This is a genomic window from Streptomyces sp. NPDC033136, assembly GCF_055578235.1.
In genome coordinates this window covers 137,066-155,670 of the sequence record NZ_JBVIPD010000003.1, presented here as the reverse complement: position 1 = coordinate 155,670, position 18,605 = coordinate 137,066, and the positions used below count along the sequence as shown (strand labels likewise).

Here is an 18,605-nt window from a genome sequence, read left to right as displayed (position 1 = left end):
TGTGCGTCGGCACCCGCCCCCCTGGGAGAGAACCGATGAGGAGCTTACGGACCGTCATCACCACCGCGCTGGTGATCGCCTTGTCGAGCCTCGGACTCGGCGCCGCCTCGGCGGCCGGCGGCACCGCGGCGAACTGCACCACCACCCGCACCGCGGCCCCGGCCGCACGAGCGGCCGCCCAGCCGGTCACCGTGTGGCTGGCCGGCGACTCCACCATGGCCAACCCGGGCTCCGCCCGGTGTCCGGTCGGCTGGGGCAGCCAGTTCGACGCCCTGTTCAACGCCGACGTCACCGTCAGGAACCAGGCGGTGGGAGGCCGCAGTATCCAGACCTGGCTGTACGAGGGGAACGTGAGCGGCACGAAGGGCTCCGACGGCGAGTGCCGCCTCACGTCCAGCACGTACTCGGCACGCTGGCAGGCGATGCTGAACGCGAGCACCGGCATGAAGGCGGGCGACTACCTGTTCATCCAGTTCGGCATCAACGACTCCTCCTCCACCTGCCCCCGGCACGTCGGCCCGGCCCGCTACCGGCAGTTGATGACCACGATGGTGCAGGCGGCACAGGCCCGGGGAGCACATCCGGTGCTGCTCACCCCGGTGGCCGCCCTCACCTGCTCCGGCAGTACGGCGACGAAGAACCGAGGCTTCGTCAACGAGACCTACGCGGTCGCGTCCGCCACCAGGGCGCCGGTCGTCGACCTGCAGTCGCTCAGCGTCTCGCTCTACAACGGCCTGCGTTTCTGCCCGCACAACGGCGACTTCGGATCGGGTCCCGTGGGCGCCTTCTTCTGCAACGACCGCACCCACTTCGAAGCCTACGGCGCGCAGCGGATCGCCGGTCTCGTCTCCGGTGACGTACGCCGGCAGAACCTTCCGCTCGCCGCGTATCTCAAGTAGGCAGCCCCACGGGTGCCCGCGCCGGGCCTCCCAGCGGGGCCGACGGGCTGCGACAGCGTGCGCCTTCCACGGGCGGCCCCCGTGGAGGGCGCACGCCCGCTGTCACGCGGGGCTGACTACGATGGTCCGTCGGCATCCGCCGGCACCGTGTCGGTCAACTGGTCAACCGGTCGACCGATGTCGGCAAAGGGCAGGAGGGGCACAGCACGATGAGGGGTCTCCGCGACGTCGTCGCACTCGATGATCCGGTAGGGGAGTCCCTCCGCGGCCACCACGCACATCTCGCGCGCCGGCTCGGCAGCGCTGTCAGCTACGTCCCCGGGGTCGCGACCTTCTCCGCCGTAGCCGCCGACGCGGGTCCGGCCGAGTGGGCCGACCTCGCCAAGCTCCTGGGCGGGGGCGAGTTCGCCGACCTGTTCAGCTGCCCGGCGACGCCACCGCCGGACTGGGAGCCGGTCTTCGTCCTCGAAGGCCGCCAGATGATCCGGACCGGCGAGAGCCGCCCCGCTTCCTCCCGTACCGAGCTCGACTCCGGCATCGTCGAGCTGGGCGCCGAGAGCGTGCCCGAGATGCTCGCCCTCGTCGAGCGGACCCGGCCCGGACCGTTCTGGCCGCGCACCCATGAACTCGGCACCTACCTCGGCATCCGCGAGGGCGGCTCGCTGGTGGCCATGGTGGGGGAGCGGCTGCGGCCTCCCGGATGGACCGAGATCAGTGCCGTCTGCACCGCCCCCGAGGCACGCGGACGCGGTTACGCCGCCCGTCTGGTGAGCGCGCTCGCCGCGCGCGTCGTGGCACGGGACGAACGTCCCTTCCTGCACGCGGCCGACGCGAACACGAGCGCCATCGCGCTCTACGAACGCCTCGGGTTCGAGACCCGGAAGCATGTGACGTTCCGCGGGTTCCGCACCCCGTGAGGCGGCGGCCCTGGCCTCGGCTCGGGCTCCCTGCGCACCCTGGCCATCACCTGTCAAGATGGTGACGAAGGATGCGGGGGGCACCGGGCCGATGTGCAAGGCTGGTCTCACGCGGACAGACCCGGACGGAGAGGTGGAAGTGCCATGAGCGACGTCGAGGAGAGAGCGCTGCTGGCGGGTGGCTGCTTCTGGGGCATGCAGGAGCTGATCAGGTCGCTCCCCGGAGTGGTCGGTACTCGCGTGGGCTACAGCGGCGATGACGACAAGCCCCGTCCCACCTACCGTGACCACGGAAAACACGCGGAGTCGATCGAGATCGTCTTCGACGCGGCCGCTACCGACTACCGCACGATCCTGGAGTACTTCTTCCAGATCCACGACCCGACCACGAGGAACCGGCAGGGCAACGACGTGGGCCTCAGCTACCGCTCCGCCATCTTCTACCTCGACGACGAGCAGCGTCGCGTCGCGCAGGACACCATCGCCGACGTCGAGGCGTCCGGGCTGTGGCCGGGTCCGGTGGTGACCGAGGTCGTACCGGCAGGCGCGTTCTGGGAGGCCGAGCCGGAGCACCAGGACTACCTCCAGCGCTACCCGGACGGCTACACCTGCCACTTCCCGCGCCCGAACTGGCGACTGCCCAAGCGCGACGAGTCCGTTTCCGGGTGAAGCCCGGCAACCCCGAGCCTCAGCGGCTGGCCACGTCGCCGTCGGACGGCGGCGTGGCCGGCCGGGTGGCGTCGCCCGCACCGGCGCCGCCCCTGCCCGGTCGGCGGGTCAGCGCGAGGTCGCGGCGGCAGTGGTCTTCTTGCGGGCGCGATACGCGGCTGCCTTGATCTTGTTGCCGCACGACTCCATACCGCACCACTGCCGCCGCATGCCGCGGGAACGGTCGAGGTAGACGCGGGTGCACTCCGGGTTGCCGCACTCCTTCAGCAGGGGGACCTCCGGGTCGCTGAGCAGCTCCACCCCCTGCCGGGCCACCGTGGCCAGGGCCTGCTCGGGGGTCGCGTCGGTGTGCCGGCCCGACAGGGTGAGCTGCGGTGTGACGGGGGTCTTGCGTGCGGCCGCGTTCAGCACGGCGAGTGCCTCGCGGTCGAAGTCCTCACCCAGGCGACGGTTCGTGACCAGTGCGTAGACGGCTTCCCGCACGGTGGTCGCCTCCCGGACGTCGTCCTCCTGGCCGGGCGTGATCGTGTCCACGAGTCCGGACTCCAGGTACCAGGCGTTGAGCCGCTCCGGCGTCACGAACATCTCGGACCGCGTCGAGCGCCGCGCGCGGAGCGTGGCCGCGAAGTCGAGGGCCGGGTGCCCGCAGACGAAAACATGGTCAAGGTTCACATCACCATCTTGACGGGTGACGCCGATGAGGCACAACGATCGTCACCGCTCCGCGTCGGCCACGGAGCTGCGTCCTGACACCTCCTGCTCGCTTCCGTTCACCCCGGTTCACCCGTCGCACGGTTCCCTGCACATTCCTTTGTCACTTCTTTGCGTCGAACGCCCTCAGTAACGGTATACAGGTCACCGACGTAGCCGAGTGGATGGACCACAAGTCGATCGAGGAGACGTATCGGACCTACCGGCACCTGATGCCGGGAAGCATCACGAAGGCTGCGCGCATTCTGGACGCGGGTCTTTGGGCTGCTGCCTGACTGTGGTGCTGAGCCAACCAGCAGGTTCTTCGCCTGCTGGTGGTACACGGCTCGGATGTAGTTTGACCAGCGAAAACAGCTCCGATGGCCACAAGCTGCGGACGGCTGGTCCGGGTATGGTCCGGATCTTGGTTCGACGTGTTCGTGGTGATGAGCGCTGCTCGCCTGTTGCGCTTGTACGAGATGACGGCCTCGGCACCCCTTCGAGACGCGACGATGGGCCGCAGATGACTGTCCTGACCGGGCTGCACCAAGGCTGGATCCGGCGCTGGCGGAGGCCAGCGGCGTTTCTTCGGCCCGGCCCTACAACCGTGGCGCTGTCCTCGCAGGGCCGCGACGACACTGCGTTGAGAATTCGTCCCGTGGGGGCTCGGTTGGCCGAGGCGGCGCGGCGGTGGGTTGATCAGTGCCTACCAGTAGTGCCTCCCGATCCTGTGACGCCCCCAGGTCATGGTCGCAGAACCACGGTTCGAAGGGGCGGCTCCGGCGCACTATGGCTGGGAGTGCGCTTCCGCTGCTTTCGCCATTCGTCGGCAGAGCTCCGCTTGGCGAGACCGGGGATGTTTCCGCAGTCCTGGTAGGTGACCGTTTTCAGGAACCTGCCCACCCACAGCCCGCCGGTGAGGTCCGCAACCCCGACAGCATCGCGCTGCTCGGCGAGGCATGCGGTCGCCTGTCCCGGCTGGAACGCTTCGAGGTACCTGCTCGCGCCGGTGATGTATGCGCGGCGATGTACGGTGCGGCCCCGCTGGGTTGGGCCCCGCGATCCGGCCGGAACCGGTCCGTCCTCACACACGCTTCAGCCCGACCGCATCACGGCGGACATCGAGGGTCTGGATGCGTGAGACGCGGTGAGCAAGGCGCCGTGGACGGCTGAGGACGCCGCCCGGGTGGCATAGCGAGCGGTGTCCGGAGGCCATGCGTCACGCTCCTGGTGGATCAGGAGAGAGACCGCGCCGTGCACGCCGGCACACAGCAGTCTGGCGGTTTCGGTCCTGCTCTCCACCGGTACCCCGGCATCGCGACAGGCTGTGACCTTGTCCCGGAAGTAGCGGAAGCATGCGTCTTCGTTCTGGCGACTGGCTTCGGTGGCGTCGCCATCCATCACCAGTCGGTACTGGGATGGATGACGAAGCCCGAATGCGATATAGGCGACGCAGGTTTCGTAGAGCGCCGTTACGGGATCCGGGATTCCCCGGGACACCGCTTCCAGCTCGATGAACAGTGAACTCCACACACGCAGGCACGTGGCATGGACGAGTTCCCTCTTCGAGGCGAAGTGGAGGTAGACGGCTGGCGGGGTGACGCCCGCACGTGTCGCTACCGCGCGAATCGTGAGAGCGTCGGCGTCGCCGTCCGCGAGCAGCTGATCGGCGATGTCGAGAAGCTGGTCGCGGAGCAGGCCGCCCTGGCCCTTGGCAGCGCGAACTCGGGAGCCGGCCATGGATAGGAACCTTCGGGAGGGAGCGGCATCAGGATGTCTTCGGTTTGACGGCAGTGACCACCTGAGTCACCCGGGCGCACAGTTCGCCTTGGGTGTCATGCACGTTGATCTCGACGACGGTGTTGCGCCCCACCCGCAGGGGACGAGCGGTCGCGACGACGTCCGTGTGTGCCGGCCGGAGGAAGTGCGTGGTCGACTCCACGGTGGCCGGTGCGGCGCCGGCCGGGCCGTTGAGGGCGGCACACACGGCAGCGCTCACGTCGGCGAGTCCCATCAACGCTCCGCCATGGAGGCCACCGCCCACCGTGGAAAGAGAGAGATCGTGCGCCAGTGTGGCTCGGACGCCGGCCGCCGTGATCTCGTCGAACACGACTCCGAGCGTCTTGGCGTAGGGCGCGAGGGCGTAGACGTCTTCGGCTGCGAGTGTGGGCACGGGCGACTCCCCATCTGAGTTAGTGGCGATAAGTTATCGGCGTTATCTCACTTCGTCAATACGGAACTTCCGGCCGGCCGGTCAGTTGTTCCCAGCGGCTGGGGCGGCGCGTCCTGGTCGACGTGAGGCCGCGGAGCGCGGCACGCCCTGGACCGAAGGGTGGTGAACGACTACCGCGCAGTCCTCTTGTGGGCGGTGGGGGCCGCGTCGCCAGGCGTTGTGCCGACGCGGCCCAGCGACCGGTCGGCGGTGCACAGGACCAGGAACAAGGTGGCCACGCCGATGAGCAGCCAGGCCATGGCATGCAGTCCGGAACTGGTGGCGCCGTCGCGGAAGAACACCGCGCTCGCCGCCGCCGCGAACAGTGCGCCGATGTACATGAACGTGCGCAGCAGTCCCGCGGACGAACCCATGCGGGCCGGGTCGGCCTGCGCGTACAGGGCGTTCTGGTTGGCCGGCCCGATCAACCCGTGCGGGACGCCCGCGACCGCGCTGAGCACGACGAGCAGCCAGACCGGGCTGTCGGCACGGAGGAGCAGCAACGCCACGCAGCCGAGGCACTGGAAGACCGCGCCGACGACGACTTTGCCCCGCACTCGGCTACGGCGTCCCGTCAGCGCGGTGACTCCGATCGCCGTCACCGACAGCGGCACCAGAAGCAGACCGGCCTGCGACGCGCTCAGTCCCCGGCCCTCCTGGAGCCACTGGCTGTAGCCGTAGAAGAAGGCGTACGACGTGGTGTGGGCGAGGCACTGTCGGGTGAACGTGGCGAGCAGCGGTACGTTTCCGCCGAGGACTCGAAGGTCTATGAACGGCTGGTCGGTGCCGAGTTCACGGCGGACGAACACCGAGCCCGCAGCCAGGCCGAGCGCCGGCAGATACCAGTGTGTGACCGCCGGGTTCATCAGGAAGAACATGAACGCGGTCAGTGATCCGGCGAACCACAGCATGCCCGGCACATCGATCCGTGTCGTCCTGCCCGAAGGCGTCGCGCGGGGTAGCCACAGTGCGCCCAGGACAAGACACAGGAGCGACAGCGGCACGTTGATGCCGAAGATCAGGTGCCAGCCACCCGCGCCGGTCAGCAGGCCGCCGAGAGCCGGGCCGACGACCGCGATGACCTGATTGGAAGTCGACAGCGCGGCGAGGACGCCACTCGGGTTCTTCCGGCCGGTGCGCTCGGACTCGGAGCGCAGCAGCGACATCGACGCCGGAAAGGCCGCAGAGGTTCCGAGTCCGAGGAGGACCCGGGAGGCGACCAGCACCCACAAGTTCGGTGCGAATGTGCCGAGCAGTCCGGCGAGGCCCGCCAGCGCGGTGCCCAGCAGATAGAGCCTACGTGGACCGAACGCGTCAACGAGCCGGCCGATCACTGGCTGACCGACGGCCGTCGCGAGGTAGAGGCCGGAGACCAGCCATGCCGTCTGCGAGGGGGGCACGTCGAAGGCACGGCCGATGGGGATCAGCGCGACCGCGAGCATCGAGGAGTTGATGGGGTTGAGAATCGAGCCCAGGATCATCGGTACGATCAGGCGACGGTCAAAACCGCCCTTCTCGGCCCGACGCGGCCTGCGCGCGGCTATTCGCGCCACGCTTGCGCGACCTTGTCGAGCAGTGCCATGGCGGTGATGACCGCCCGCACCTCCTCCTCGGTGCCGTGCTCTTGCAGGGCCCGGGCGAGCCACTCCTGACGGGCGAGGCGCTCGCCCCTGCGCCGTTCGTGGCCCCGGTCGGTGAGCGAGACAAGCTGCCGCCGCCCGTCATCGGGGTCCGGGCTGCGCAGAACGAGCCCGGCCGCTTCCAGGGCGATGACGGTCTTTGCCATGGACTGAGGCCGAACGCCTTCAGCAGCGGCGAGATCACTGGCGGAGGCGGGGCCGTTCCTGGCGAGGCGGCGCAGGACGGAACTCTGCGGCGGGGACGGTTCCCTGTCGCCGTCTCGGCCCACAGGCTCCTCGGCCGCCTCCAGGGCTCGCAGCTTGCGGCGGAGGCGACCGAACACCACCCAGATGTCGCCGGCTGCTTGCACGGCGGCCTCGGTCAAGAGGTCTTCGTCCGCTGGCACCATGCCCTCATGGTAGATAGGCAGCCCAGGCTGTACAACCTCGGCTGTCTATCTGGCGCCTTCAAGGGGCCGGTCTATCGGCGGTACTGTCGAGGAGGCTGCGGAAGGCCTCGCACATGCTGGTCTGGTCGCGGCGTTGGCCGCGGTGTCGGCGAGCGCCGCGTACTTCCAGGATCCGTGCGGCAGGGTCGGCTCCTCGAAGGACAGCACCCTCACACCCATGGTGCGCAGACCCGCCCGCTCGGCCTCACTGCCCGCCGCCTTCACCGCCTCCAGCGTGCCGTCCGGCACATCGTCGGCCTCCTTCGTGGCGAAGGTGACCTCAGCCACCGCCGTGCGCCCGTCCTCAGACGGTCACCTCCTCGGCCGGATCACTGACCTCGCTCACCCCGGACACCCGGCCCATGGCCTCCAGCGACCCCTCCAACGCCGCACGCAGATCCGCCTCACCCACCTCACGCCCCGCCGGCGCCTGGAACACCACCTGCGCCGACTGCACATCCGGCTCAGGGAAGTGCCACTCCATCCTGATCGGCGCCGTCTGTGCGGGAGAACCGGGAATCGAGCCGCTGTCCGCGAACGACTCCGCGAAAGACAGCCCCAGACCAACCACCACACCCAGAGCAACCAGCCACCCGATCAACATCCTCCGCCACCGCCGAGCACCCCACGCACCCAACCGGCACAAGAACGCAGCCATCAAAAACTCCCTCACTGCTCGAAAGACGACCCGCCACATCCTTCTCAGCAGACTTGACAACCGCCTCACACAGAACCTGAGGGTTTTCTGACGGTTCAGCTACGGCACCGTCAGATACGTCCGGGGCCTTTCGCCCGCTCCAGCCGGACCGGGAGCCGCGCGGCGAGGTAGTCGATGAGCGCGCTGACACGGCGCGGGACATGCCCGTCCTCCGCGATGAGGGCGTAGATGTCGGCGGCCGGTGTCGACAGGTGCGGCAGGACCCGGACGAGCTCGCCGCGATCCAGATGCGGCCTGACGTGCCACTCCGAGCGCATGATGACACCACGGCCCTCCAGAGCCCAGCCGGTCACCACGTCACCGTCGTTGCTGGACAGGCTGCCGTGCACCCGCACATGCCGGGGACGGTCCGCGTCCCCGAAGCGCCAGAGTGCGAAATCGCTCTCGTTCTCCCGCAGCACGATGCAGTTGTGGTGGGCCAGATCCTCGATGTCGGCCGGCGTGCCGTGCTCGGCGAGGTAGGACGGCGCCGCGCAGGGCAGGCGCCGGTTCTTGGCCAGACGCCGCATGCGCAGCGAGGAGTCGGGCGGCATGCCGACGTGGACGGCCACGTCGAACTCACGCTGGTGGGGCCGCAGTGGCAGCGCGGACGTCTGCATCCGGACGTGCAGTTCGGGGTGGGCCGCGGCGAACGCGCCGAGCAGCGGCGCGATATGCGTGCGCCCCAGACCGAGCGTGGCTTCGACGACCAGGGACCCGCGCAACCCCCCGGCCGTGTCGGTGATCGTGTCCTCCAACTCGCGTACCTGGTCGAGGATCGCCTCGACGCGCGCCGCGTACAGCTCGCCTTCCGACGTCAGCACGAGTCGGCGGGCGCCGCGTTGAACGAGCCGGACATTCAGGCGGCGCTCCAGCGCGCTGAGGCGTTTGCTGACGACGGGCAGGGAGCAGCCGAGTTCTCGCGACGCGGCCGTCAGCGTCTCGCTCGACGCGACCACGTGGAAGAACTGCAGGTCGTCCACGGCTGAACGGCTCTTGGGCCAGGGGCGACCAGAACGCCGAGAGCTTTCCATGGGGGAAAACGTACCTTGCCGGTTACGGGCTTGTAACGGCTGTCACCGCTGGCCAAGGTAGGAACCAGTCGCGCCGTGACCGGAACGCCTCTGGGCAGAGTGCTCACCACCGGACGTGCGCATCGATCACGTGGACAGGGAGTGGATTCGTGCCGCAGAGTTATCGCATCGCAGCGATTCCGGGTGACGGGATCGGCGGCGAGGTCGTCCCCGAGGGGCTGAGGTGCCTGCGAGCCGTTGCCGAGGTGCACGGGTTCGAACTCGACGTCACCGAGTTCGACTTCGCCAGCGCCGACTACTGGCTGAACCACGGCACGATGCTGCCCGGGAACTGGCGGGACGTACTCGGCGACTTCGACGCGATCTTCTTCGGCGCGGTCGGATGGCCGGAGGTGGTCCCGGACCATGTGTCGCTGTGGGGCAGCCTGCTCCAGATGCGGCGGGGCTTCGACCAGTACGTCAATCTGCGCCCCGTCCGGCTGTTGCGCGGCGTACGCAGTCCGCTGCGTGACCACCAGCCGGGCGACATCGACTTCTACGTGGTGCGGGAGAACACCGAGGGCGAGTACTCCAGCATCGGCGGCCGGATCTTCGAGGGCACCGATCGCGAGACGGTGCTCCAGGAGACGGTCATGACACGGACAGGCGTCGACCGTGTCCTGCGCTACGCCTTCGAACTCGCCTCGTCCCGCCCGAGCAAGCACCTGACCTGGGCGACGAAGAGCAACGGGATCTCGATCTCCATGCCCTACTGGGACGAGCGCGCGACCGAGATGGCCGCCCGGTTCCCCGAGGTGACCGCCGACAAGGACCACATCGACATCCTGACCGCGAAGTTCGTCCTCCAGCCCGACCGGTACGACGTGGTCGTCGCCAGCAACCTGTTCGGCGACATTCTCTCGGACCTCGGTCCGGCCTGCACCGGAACGATCGGCATCGCGCCCAGCGCCAACATCAACCCCGACCGCTCCTTCCCCAGCCTCTTCGAGCCGGTGCACGGGTCGGCGCCGGACATCGCCGGTCTCGGTGTCGCCAACCCTGTCGGCCAGATCTGGAGCGGCGCCATGATGCTCAGCCACCTCGGCGAGCACGAGGCGGCCGCGCACGTCGTGGCCGCGATCGAGAGCGTGCTGGACGAGCAGCCCGGTGTGGTCACTCCCGACCTCGGGGGCCCGGGGACCACGGTGGGGCTGGGGAAGGCCATCGCCGCCCGGATCGCCGCGAGGTCACTCACTGGCCACGGCGACGGAGCGGCTGGTGACGCGGCCGGTCGCGCGGTCGGAGAGGAGATCACGGCGTCATGATCAGGCCTGTCTCCGACCCGGTCGGCCTCGAGGCGCGCTCGGACCGGCTTGCCGCCGCCACCGACGAGGCGGCCTCCACGATGCTGCGCACGGCACCTGCTTCGCACGCCGCAGGCCCCGCTCGACATCGAGGAAGCGGGGCCGGGCGTGCCGCGGGAGAACTGTCTCTTCCCCACCCTCACGCCAACACCGATAACCATCCAGTAGCTGCCCGATATGGTGGCGGCGCGAAGGGACGACCCTTATGACGACGGTGTCAGTAGGGCAGCGCACACGTACCCGGCGCATCACGTTCCTGGTCGCTCTCGCGGTCTTCGCACAGGAGTCGACCTGGAACTTCTACGAATCTCAGGTTCCGCCGCTCCTGCGGGAGCATCTCACCAGCGCGGCCGTCGTGGGTCTGCTGATGGGCATGGACAACCTGCTCGGCATCTTCATTCAGCCGTGGATCGGCAACCGGTCCGACCGAACGAGGACCTCCTGGGGCCGGCGGATGCCCTACCTGGTGGTGGGGATGCCGATCGCCGCCGCGCTCTTCACCCTCATCCCGCACAGCGCGGCGTCCTTGCCGCTGTTGATCGTGGTGCTGTTCTCGTACGCGCTCGTCGCCAACACCTTCAAGCCGATCGCCGAGGCGCTCGTACCGGACTTCATCGCACCCGAGCGACGAAGCCGGGCCAACGCCGCCGTCAAGATCGCCTCAAGTATTACGGCCATCGTCGCCGCGCTCATCAGCGTCTTCCTGGTCGACAACCATCTGAGCCTCGCGTTCGCGATCCCCGCGATCATCATGCTGATCTCGATCGGGGTGCTCGCGGCCACCGTGCGCGACAACCGGTCCCCGGGCTACCAGGCAGCGGTGGCCGAGAGCGATGAGGAGCACAGTGCCGAGCGCACCGAGCCACGGGTCCGGGACACCTTCATCGAGATCCTCAGGGACACCGATCGCAGCCGGCTTCTGCTGCTCCTCGCGATTCTCCTCTTCGGCAGTGCATGGGCGGCGTCCCGGTCGTTGATCACGCCGTACGGGATGGAGGCCCTGGACATGTCACGGGGAGCCGCCGGCGGTCTCACCCTGCCCAGCGGTATCGCCTTCATCCTGGCGGCCTACCCGGCGGCCGTGCTCGCCGAGCGGTACGGACGGCTCCGGGTCATGGCCGTGGGCATGTCGGTCTTCGCCGGCGCCATGGTGCTGGGGACGCTCATCCAGACTCCGACGGGGACCACCGTGGCCCTGTGCCTCGCGGCGGCCGGCGCGACCTGCTTCCTGGTCAACGCGGTGGTCGTCCTGTGGAACCTCGCACCCTCGGCACGGGTCTTCGGGACGTACGCCGGTATGTACACCGTCGGCTGGGCCGGCGGCGGCTTCCTGGGCCCGGCGGTGGTCGGCGGGATGGTCGACATCACCGGGTGGCCCCTGATGTTCATCGACATCGCCATGGTCACCGCGCTGTCAATCATCGTCGTGGCCAGAATCAGCGTGCTTCAGCGGCGCACCGGCCTGACCCTCGCCAAGTAGCCAGCCCATCCCCGCAGCGCGGCGCGCTCAGCACCGGACGCAGCCAGAGACGAGGAAACTGTGCCCCGCATCCTGATCACCACGGACTACCTACGGCCCGGCGACGAGGTCGATGACTATCTCCGGGCGCACGGCCACAAGACGGTACACGCCCCGCTGGTCGGCCGGCGTGAGCCCGAGCAGCTCGTCGCCGCCCTCGACGGGATCGACGCGGCGCTCGTCGGCCACGACCCCCTGACCGCCCAGGTCCTCGCCGGGGCTCCCCGGCTGCGCGCCATCGTGCGCACCGGCGTCGGCTACGACTCGATCGACATCGCCGCCGCTGGAAGGCTCGGCATCACGGTGAGTAACCTGCCGGGAATCAACGCGAACGCCGTGGCCGAATACACCCTGGGCCTGCTGCTGGCGGCCGCCCGGCGGCTGGTGCAGAGCGCGGTGGGCGTCGCGGCAGGTCGCTGGCCGAGGGAGGACGGTCACGAGTTGCGTGGCTCGACGCTCGGCCTGATCGGGTACGGGGCGGCGGCGCGCGCCGTGGTGCCGCTGGCGCGGGCCTTCGGCATGGAGGTGCTCTGCACCACTGGTGTGCCGGAGGACCAGCGGTCGGACCCGTCGGTGCGCTTCGTCGCGCTCCCCGAACTGCTGGCGGCGTCCGACTACGTCTCGGTGCACACCGCGCTGACGGACCGCACACGAGGTCTCCTGGACGCCTCCGCCTTCCGGCGGATGAAGCCGACGGCGGTCCTGGTCAACACCGCGCGGGGCGCCGTCGTCGACGAACAGGCCCTCGCCGACGCCGTGCGCGGCGGTGAGATCGCCGCGGCGGCCCTCGACGTGGTGAGCGCGGAGCCGCTTCCGGCGGACAGCCCGCTGCGGGACGTCGAGGGGATCGTCGTCTTCTCCCACCTCGCGGGCCAGACCACCGAAGCCCGCGCCACCGCCGGTCTCGAGGGGGCGGCCGAGGTGGTGGCCGCCCTCGCGGGCCGCCCCCGGTTCGCCGTCAACGCTCACCTCCTGTCCCACGCCTCCACCGCCCAGGTCGACAGGTGACCCCGAGCCGTCACCCGTCCCCACCCACAAGAAAGAGGAACATGGACAACGAACGGGTTGACCACGTCAAGGTCCTGGCGCCGACCGGCATGCTCGGAGCCGGCTTCCCCGAAGCCACGATCGAGCGCGGACTGGCGCTCGGCGCGGACGTCATCTCCGTCGACGGCGGCAGCACCGACTCCGGCCCCTACTACCTCGGCGCCTCCCAGCCCAAGACCACCCGCGCGGCCGTCGCCCGTGACCTGCGCGTGCTGCTCAAGGCCGCGGCAGGTGCCGGAATACCGCTGATCGTGGGCTCGTGCGGCACCAGCGGGACCGACTCAGGTGTCGACTGGGTCGCCGGCATCGTCGCCGACATCCTGGCCGCCGAGGGACTCCGGCTGCGGGTGGCCCGCATCTACAGCGAGCAGGACGCGGACGTGCTCCTGGAGCGCCTGGACGAGGGCCGGATCCATGCCCTGCCTCCGCTGGGCGAACTGGAGCCGAAGACGCTGCGCGGCTGCACGCACATCGTGGGCGCGATGGGGCACGAGCCGATCGTCGCCGCGCTCGAGGCCGGTGCCCAGGTCGTGCTCGCCGGTCGTGCCACCGACACCGCCATCGCCGCCGCCTACCCGCTGATGAAGGGGATGCCGGCCGGGCCGACCTGGCACGCTGCCAAGATCATCGAATGCGGCGGGCAGTGCACCAGCGATCCGCGCGCGGGTGGCGTGCTGGCCACCATCGACGCCGACGGCTTCACCATCGAGCCGCTCGATCCGACGGTGGCCTGCACACCGATACTGGTCGCCGCCCACATGCTCTACGAGACGGTGAACCCGTTCGAGATGCGCGAGCCGGACGGCACCCTGGACGTCCGTGAGTCCGTCTACACCGCCCTGGACGACCGCATCGTGCGGGTCGAGGGTTCGCGGTTCCACGTCGCCGACCAGCACACCATCAAGCTCGAAGGCGCCCGGATCACCGGCTACGAGACGATGTCGTTCAGCGCGATCCGGGATCCGCACATCCTCGCCAACATCGACGGCTGGGCCGATCTCATGCGCACGATGATCAGGCAGCGGGTGGAGCAGACGATCGGCCTGAGCGAGGACACGTACGCCTTCGACCTGCGCCTCTACGGACACAACGCCATCCTCGGGGACCTCGACCCGGCAGCGGATCCGCCTCGCGAGGTAGGCGTCATGCTCCTCGTCAACGCACCGGATCAGAGCACCGCCACCGCCGTCGCGAAGATCGCCAACCCCTTGATGCTCCACCTGCCCACGCCCGACATGGACTACCTGCCGAGCCTGGCGTTCCCCACCTCACCGGCCGAGGTCGAACGCGGTCCCGCCTACGAGTTCGTGCTCAACCACGTCGTCGACACCACCACCCCCACCGACATGTTCCGCACCGAGATCGAGGAGACCTCCCTCCATGGCTGAGACCGCCCCCACCACCCTGGGCGACCTGGCGTACGAGGTCCGGTCCAAGAACGCCGGGCCCTTCTGGGTCACCATGGAACTGTTCATGCGTGACGCGGACGGCTACCGCATCGCCGCCGACGAGACGTTCCTCAACGAGGCCACGGTTGCCCGGCTCTACGGGGTCGACGAGGGCGACGTGCAGATGTTCCGCATCCCGTCCCTGAACGTCGTGAAGATCTCTTTCCCGCGCCCCGTCAGCCAGGCGTCGCTGCGCGACCGTGATGTCCACTCTGGTCAGCACCATGTGCCGCTGGCGGTCCTGCCGGTGCCCACCGCCTGATCATCCGAAGGAGCAGTCCCTTGAACACACCTGCCGTGCCCGGATCCGGTACCCGTCCTCGGACCCGCGGACGCCGTTGGGCAACGCTGACGGCACTGCTCGCGGCCGCGGTCCTGGGCACGGTCGGCACCGCACCCGCGGACCCGGCCGACCCCACGCACCCCACCGCCGCCACCTGCCCGGGCCACCTCGAGCAGAAGGCCGACTGCTACACCGGCCGGGACGCCAACGGCGCGTACTACACGGCGGCCGTCCCGAAACAGTGGAACGGCTCCCTCGTCGTCCACGCCCACGGCGGCCCCGACTTCTCCTACGACGAGTCCACCCCCACCGAGGACCTGGAGCGGTGGTCCATCATGGTCGACGAGGGCTACGCCTGGGTGGGCTCGTCGTACCGGCGCGGCGGTTACGGGGTCCGGATGGCCGCCGCCGACACGGAGAACGTACGCCGCCTGTTCGTCCGCCACTTCGGCCGCCCCGACCGCACCTACCTCCACGGCCAGTCCTGGGGCGGCAACGTCGCGGCCAAGGCCACCGAGACCTACGGCGGGAAGCGTGGCGCCTACGACGGAGTCCTGCTGACCAACGGCTTCCTGGCCGGCGGCTCGCGCGGCTACGACACGCGCGTGGACCTGCGGATGGTCTACCAGTACTACTGCCGCAACCTGCCCCGTCCCGCCGAGGCGCAGTACCCGCTGTGGCAAGGACTGCCTGCCGACTCCACGATGACACCCGACGAGGTCCACGGTCGGCTCCAGGAGTGCACCGGCATCGACTCCGAACCGGCCGACCGGACCGCGCAGCAGCAACGCAAGCTCGACGACATCCTGGCCGTCACCCGCATCCCGGAACACTCACTGGCCACCAACATGCAGTACGCGGCCTTCCTCCTCCAGGACATCGTGCACAAGCGGCTCGACGGCCGTAACCCGTTCAGCAACCGCGGCGTCCGCTACGACGGCTCGCACGACGACAAGGCACTCAACGCGGGCGTGGCACGATTCTCGGCCGACCCCACCGCGCGCCGTGACCTCTCCTACGACAGCGACCTCACCGGCCGGATCGCACTCCCGGTCCTCACACTGCACGCGATCGACGACCCACAGGTCTTCGTCGAGCACGAGGCGGCCTATCGCGCCACGGTCCAGGACGCCGATCGAGGCGAGAACCTCGTCCAGACCTTCACGAGGGAGAGCGAGCACAGCACGCTCAGCAAGACCGAGTACGCCAACTCCCTCGCTGCTTTGGATACTTGGGCGCGCACCGGCCGGAAGCCCACTCCCGCCTCGATCGCGCGTTCCTGCGGCGCGTTCGACACCGCCCACGGTGGTGGCTGCTTCTACGACCCGGCGTTCCACCCCGCGCCGTTCGCCACCAAGGTCCGTCCCCGGTCCGGCGGCCTCCACTGGCCCGCCATGTCCGCCGCCCAGGAGCAGGCGTGGAGCCGGATCGACGGCGTGGGCATCGCAACCTGAAGGCGTTCCGCGACCTCATATCCCCTCTGCCACAGCCAAGTCCGCACACCCCGCGGTACTAGACGAGCATTGCAGGACTGTAAAACGTTCGGTGTAACTCCCGGTCATGGAAGATGCATCGATGACCAGTGAGAACGTGTCGGAGTTTGGGGCCGCCGAGCCCACGAAGGCTGTGTCGGTGGAGGCTGTGGACGACCAGCTGATCGACGAGCTGGTGGGCCGAGCCCAGGCCGATGGCCTGCAGCTGACCGGCGAGGGCGGGCTGCTGCAGCAGCTGATCGAGCGGCTGCTGGAGTCCGCCCTGGAGGGCGAGATCACCGACCATCTCGGCTACGGCAAGCACGACCCAGCGGGCAAGGACGGCGGCAACTCCCGCAACGGAAAACGCTCCAGGACCGTGCTGACCGACGTCGGTCCGGTGGAGATAGCCGTGCCCCGCGACCGCGACGGCTCCTTCGAGCCGAAGATCGTCAAAAGGCGGCAGAAGCGGCTGACCGGCGTCGACGAGATGGTCATCTCGCTGGCGGCGAAGGGCCTGACCACCGGAGAGGTCCAGGCCCACCTGGCCGAGGTCTATGGCGCCGAGGTCTCCCGTCAGACCATCTCCACCATCACCGACAGTCATAGTGATATCCGGGTCCCCGGTGGTCGTGACCCAATCACTGACTGACGTCCTGCTGGGCTGTCCTTGCTTTGATCTGTCCGACCGCCGGGGCCTGGTTCCCAGGGCTCCGGCCGGGCGGAGCATGACCTCATAGGAGCCTGGCCAGAGGCCCCCTGACTGTCCTGTCTGCTCTTTCCGGCCGGAGCTACCTTCGGCAAGGAAGGCATCTCCAGCATGACAGGCACAGAGGCTGCGGACACGAGGGATCAGTTCGTGGTCGGCGGGGTGGACTCGCACGCTGACACCATCCACGTCGCCGTGGTGACCGACCGGGGCGGGCACCTCGCCGACGCCCAATTCCCCACCAACGCTGCTGGATACGCCGCCGCGATCGCCTTCCTGGAGGCCCACGGCACCGTCGCCGCCGTCGGCGTGGAGGGCACGTCCTCCTACGGCTCCGGCTTCACACACGCCGCCCGGCAGGCCGGCCTGGTCGTCGTCGAGGTCAACCGACCCGACAAGGCCGAACGCCGCAGGATCGGCAAGTCCGACCCGATCGACGCATACGCCGCGGCCCGCGCCGTCGTCTCCGGACGCGCGACCAGCGCTCCGAAGGACGGGGCCATCGCCGGGATACGCGCCCTGCAGACCGCCGCACGCTCGGCGATCAGGCCCGCACCGCGACGCTCAACCAGATCACACACCTCCTGATCACCGCCCCCGACGCCATCCGCGCCAAGTACACCGCTCTGTCCGGCGACAAGCGCGTCACCACCCTTGCCCGGCTCCGGCCGGCCACTGACCCCGCGCACGCCCCGCTCCTGACGGCCCTGCGGACGCTGGCCAAGCGGGTCCGGAGCCTGACCGAGGAACACACGGCCCTGACCGGGGAGCTCGACCAACTGGTCACCATCCTCAACCCCGGCCTGCGCGCCGCCTACGGGGTGGGTCCGGACACCGCCGCCCAGCTGCTGATCACCGCCGGAGCGAACCCGGCCCGCCTTCGCACGGAGGCTTCCTTCGCCGCCCTGTGCGGCGCGGCACCCGTCCCCGCGTCGAGCGGGAAGACGAACCGGCACCGGCTCTCCCGGGGCGGCGACCGGGCGGCCAACGCCGCTCTCTACCGCATCGCGCTCGTGAGGATGGCCCGATGCCGGCGCACCCGCGAGTACGTCGCCCGACAGACCGCCGCCGGACGCACGAAGAAGGAGATCATCCGGCTGCTCAAACGCGCGATAGCCCGCGAGGTCTTCCGGCTCTTGACCACCCCGGTCCAAGTCCCCGAGATCGCGGACCTCCGTCCGGCCCGGCAGACGAAGAACATCACTCTCACCGCCGCCGCCAACCACTTCGGCGTGTGGCCCGCCGTCATCTCCAACATCGAACGCGGCCTCCGCCGCGACGACGCCTTCGCCGATGCCTACCGCCAGTGGCTCACCGCCGCTTGACCGACGATAGGAGCATCAAAGTCCTGGAAGGCATGGCCGAATGGCAGAGCCGCCCGCTGGACGCCGTCTATCCGGTGATCTTCATTGATGCCATCCACGTGAAGATCCGGGTTCTGTCGACGATCTTGTGATCCGGACGGCTGAGTACATTGCTCCGCCTGTTCGCGATCATGCATCGCGTGCTCTCATGACGTGCTCCTGGAGCTGCTTCCGTACCTGTCCGCGTTGCTGATCGAGGAGGTCGAGCGGCGGCCGGACCAGGTAGTGCTCAAA

At 69.2% G+C, this 18,605-nt stretch carries 19 protein-coding genes and 3 pseudogenes; 14 read left to right on the top strand and 8 right to left on the bottom strand.

Features of this window, described 5'->3' with window-relative positions:
- The first annotated feature begins 35 nt into the window (after positions 1–35).
- The 3 genes from ACZ5TL_RS06405 (at position 36) to msrA (ending at position 2,485) form a co-directional block, all read left to right on the top strand.
- Entirely contained in the window at positions 36–899 is an 864-nt protein-coding gene (locus ACZ5TL_RS06405) for a GDSL-type esterase/lipase family protein (protein ID WP_468588238.1), read from the top strand.
- A 209-nt stretch (positions 900–1,108) separates the two neighbouring features.
- Entirely contained in the window at positions 1,109–1,816 is a 708-nt protein-coding gene (locus tag ACZ5TL_RS06400) for a GNAT family N-acetyltransferase (RefSeq protein WP_468588237.1), read from the top strand.
- 144 nt (positions 1,817–1,960) lie between these two features.
- Positions 1,961–2,485 carry a peptide-methionine (S)-S-oxide reductase MsrA gene (msrA, locus tag ACZ5TL_RS06395; RefSeq protein ID WP_468588236.1) on the top strand — a complete coding sequence of 175 codons (525 nt, stop codon included), beginning with the start codon at positions 1,961–1,963 and terminating at the stop codon, positions 2,483–2,485.
- A gap of 108 nt (positions 2,486–2,593) precedes the next feature.
- On the opposite strand, the gene ACZ5TL_RS06390 is transcribed toward msrA, so the two are convergent.
- A complete protein-coding gene (locus tag ACZ5TL_RS06390; RefSeq protein WP_468588235.1) occupies positions 2,594–3,157 on the bottom strand; it encodes a CGNR zinc finger domain-containing protein in 564 nt (187 codons plus the stop codon).
- 143 nt (positions 3,158–3,300) lie between these two features.
- Here ACZ5TL_RS06390 and ACZ5TL_RS06385 point away from each other — a divergent pair.
- Positions 3,301–3,471, top strand: a pseudogene (locus tag ACZ5TL_RS06385) (tyrosine-type recombinase/integrase); the annotation flags it as partial.
- Between the two features lie 799 nt (positions 3,472–4,270).
- Here the strand turns inward: ACZ5TL_RS06385 and ACZ5TL_RS06380 are convergent.
- The 7 genes from ACZ5TL_RS06380 to ACZ5TL_RS06350 form a co-directional block, all read right to left on the bottom strand.
- Positions 4,271–4,915 (bottom strand): TetR/AcrR family transcriptional regulator, encoded by a 645-nt coding sequence (locus ACZ5TL_RS06380; protein ID WP_468588234.1) that lies wholly within the window; start codon positions 4,913–4,915, stop codon positions 4,271–4,273.
- 28 nt (positions 4,916–4,943) lie between these two features.
- A complete protein-coding gene (locus tag ACZ5TL_RS06375) occupies positions 4,944–5,348 on the bottom strand; it encodes a PaaI family thioesterase (RefSeq protein WP_388674054.1) in 405 nt (134 codons plus the stop codon).
- A gap of 170 nt (positions 5,349–5,518) precedes the next feature.
- Entirely contained in the window at positions 5,519–6,940 is a 1,422-nt protein-coding gene (locus ACZ5TL_RS06370) for an MFS transporter (protein WP_468588233.1), read from the bottom strand.
- A complete protein-coding gene (locus tag ACZ5TL_RS06365; RefSeq protein WP_468588232.1) occupies positions 6,928–7,416 on the bottom strand; it encodes a MarR family winged helix-turn-helix transcriptional regulator in 489 nt (162 codons plus the stop codon). Before ACZ5TL_RS06365 ends, ACZ5TL_RS06370 begins: the two co-directional genes overlap by 13 nt.
- A 45-nt stretch (positions 7,417–7,461) precedes the next feature.
- Positions 7,462–7,743 (bottom strand): hypothetical protein, encoded by a 282-nt coding sequence (locus tag ACZ5TL_RS06360; RefSeq protein ID WP_468588231.1) that lies wholly within the window; start codon positions 7,741–7,743, stop codon positions 7,462–7,464.
- Positions 7,744–7,759: 16 nt separating this feature from the next.
- A complete protein-coding gene (locus ACZ5TL_RS06355) occupies positions 7,760–8,113 on the bottom strand; it encodes a hypothetical protein (RefSeq protein ID WP_468588230.1) in 354 nt (117 codons plus the stop codon).
- Positions 8,114–8,223: 110 nt separating this feature from the next.
- Positions 8,224–9,135 carry a LysR family transcriptional regulator gene (locus ACZ5TL_RS06350; protein WP_468588229.1) on the bottom strand — a complete coding sequence of 304 codons (912 nt, stop codon included), beginning with the start codon at positions 9,133–9,135 and terminating at the stop codon, positions 8,224–8,226.
- 200 nt (positions 9,136–9,335) lie between these two features.
- Here ACZ5TL_RS06350 and ACZ5TL_RS06345 point away from each other — a divergent pair, with 200 nt between their 5' ends.
- From ACZ5TL_RS06345 to ACZ5TL_RS06300, 10 genes and pseudogenes are all read left to right on the top strand, one after another.
- Complete coding sequence (locus tag ACZ5TL_RS06345; RefSeq protein WP_468588228.1) at positions 9,336–10,490, top strand: tartrate dehydrogenase; 1,155 nt, start codon at positions 9,336–9,338, stop codon at positions 10,488–10,490.
- A gap of 244 nt (positions 10,491–10,734) precedes the next feature.
- Complete coding sequence (locus ACZ5TL_RS06340) at positions 10,735–12,009, top strand: MFS transporter (protein ID WP_468588227.1); 1,275 nt, start codon at positions 10,735–10,737, stop codon at positions 12,007–12,009.
- 60 nt (positions 12,010–12,069) lie between these two features.
- Entirely contained in the window at positions 12,070–13,056 is a 987-nt protein-coding gene (locus tag ACZ5TL_RS06335) for a phosphoglycerate dehydrogenase (RefSeq protein ID WP_468588226.1), read from the top strand.
- Between the two features lie 41 nt (positions 13,057–13,097).
- Positions 13,098–14,483, top strand: coding sequence for an acyclic terpene utilization AtuA family protein (locus tag ACZ5TL_RS06330; protein ID WP_468588225.1), 1,386 nt, complete (start codon positions 13,098–13,100; stop codon positions 14,481–14,483).
- Complete coding sequence (locus ACZ5TL_RS06325) at positions 14,476–14,805, top strand: DUF4387 domain-containing protein (RefSeq protein WP_388674026.1); 330 nt, start codon at positions 14,476–14,478, stop codon at positions 14,803–14,805. Before ACZ5TL_RS06330 ends, ACZ5TL_RS06325 begins: the two co-directional genes overlap by 8 nt.
- Positions 14,806–14,825: 20 nt before the next feature.
- Entirely contained in the window at positions 14,826–16,280 is a 1,455-nt protein-coding gene (locus tag ACZ5TL_RS06320) for a DUF6351 family protein (RefSeq protein WP_468588224.1), read from the top strand.
- A gap of 121 nt (positions 16,281–16,401) precedes the next feature.
- A pseudogene (locus tag ACZ5TL_RS06315) lies at positions 16,402–16,899 on the top strand (transposase); the annotation flags it as partial.
- Between the two features lie 219 nt (positions 16,900–17,118).
- Positions 17,119–17,595 (top strand): IS110 family transposase, encoded by a 477-nt coding sequence (locus tag ACZ5TL_RS06310; RefSeq protein ID WP_468588223.1) that lies wholly within the window; start codon positions 17,119–17,121, stop codon positions 17,593–17,595.
- Positions 17,596–17,828: 233 nt separating this feature from the next.
- Positions 17,829–18,332 carry a transposase gene (locus ACZ5TL_RS06305; protein WP_468588222.1) on the top strand — a complete coding sequence of 168 codons (504 nt, stop codon included), beginning with the start codon at positions 17,829–17,831 and terminating at the stop codon, positions 18,330–18,332.
- 17 nt (positions 18,333–18,349) lie between these two features.
- Positions 18,350–18,442 (top strand): annotated as a pseudogene (locus ACZ5TL_RS06300) (transposase); the annotation flags it as partial.
- Positions 18,443–18,605: the final 163 nt, after the last annotated feature.

Coding starts and splice junctions, on each gene's coding strand:
- ACZ5TL_RS06405 (WP_468588238.1), top strand. CDS start 36: ATGAGGAGCTTACGGACCGTCATCACCACCGCGCTGGTGATCGCCTTG.
- msrA (WP_468588236.1), top strand. CDS start 1,961: ATGAGCGACGTCGAGGAGAGAGCGCTGCTGGCGGGTGGCTGCTTCTGG.
- ACZ5TL_RS06310 (WP_468588223.1), top strand. CDS start 17,119: ATGACAGGCACAGAGGCTGCGGACACGAGGGATCAGTTCGTGGTCGGC.
- ACZ5TL_RS06365 (WP_468588232.1), bottom strand. CDS start 7,416: ATGGTGCCAGCGGACGAAGACCTCTTGACCGAGGCCGCCGTGCAAGCA.
- ACZ5TL_RS06325 (WP_388674026.1), top strand. CDS start 14,476: ATGGCTGAGACCGCCCCCACCACCCTGGGCGACCTGGCGTACGAGGTC.
- ACZ5TL_RS06380 (WP_468588234.1), bottom strand. CDS start 4,915: ATGGCCGGCTCCCGAGTTCGCGCTGCCAAGGGCCAGGGCGGCCTGCTC.
- ACZ5TL_RS06400 (WP_468588237.1), top strand. CDS start 1,109: ATGAGGGGTCTCCGCGACGTCGTCGCACTCGATGATCCGGTAGGGGAG.
- ACZ5TL_RS06355 (WP_468588230.1), bottom strand. CDS start 8,113: ATGGCTGCGTTCTTGTGCCGGTTGGGTGCGTGGGGTGCTCGGCGGTGG.
- ACZ5TL_RS06330 (WP_468588225.1), top strand. CDS start 13,098: ATGGACAACGAACGGGTTGACCACGTCAAGGTCCTGGCGCCGACCGGC.
- ACZ5TL_RS06340 (WP_468588227.1), top strand. CDS start 10,735: ATGACGACGGTGTCAGTAGGGCAGCGCACACGTACCCGGCGCATCACG.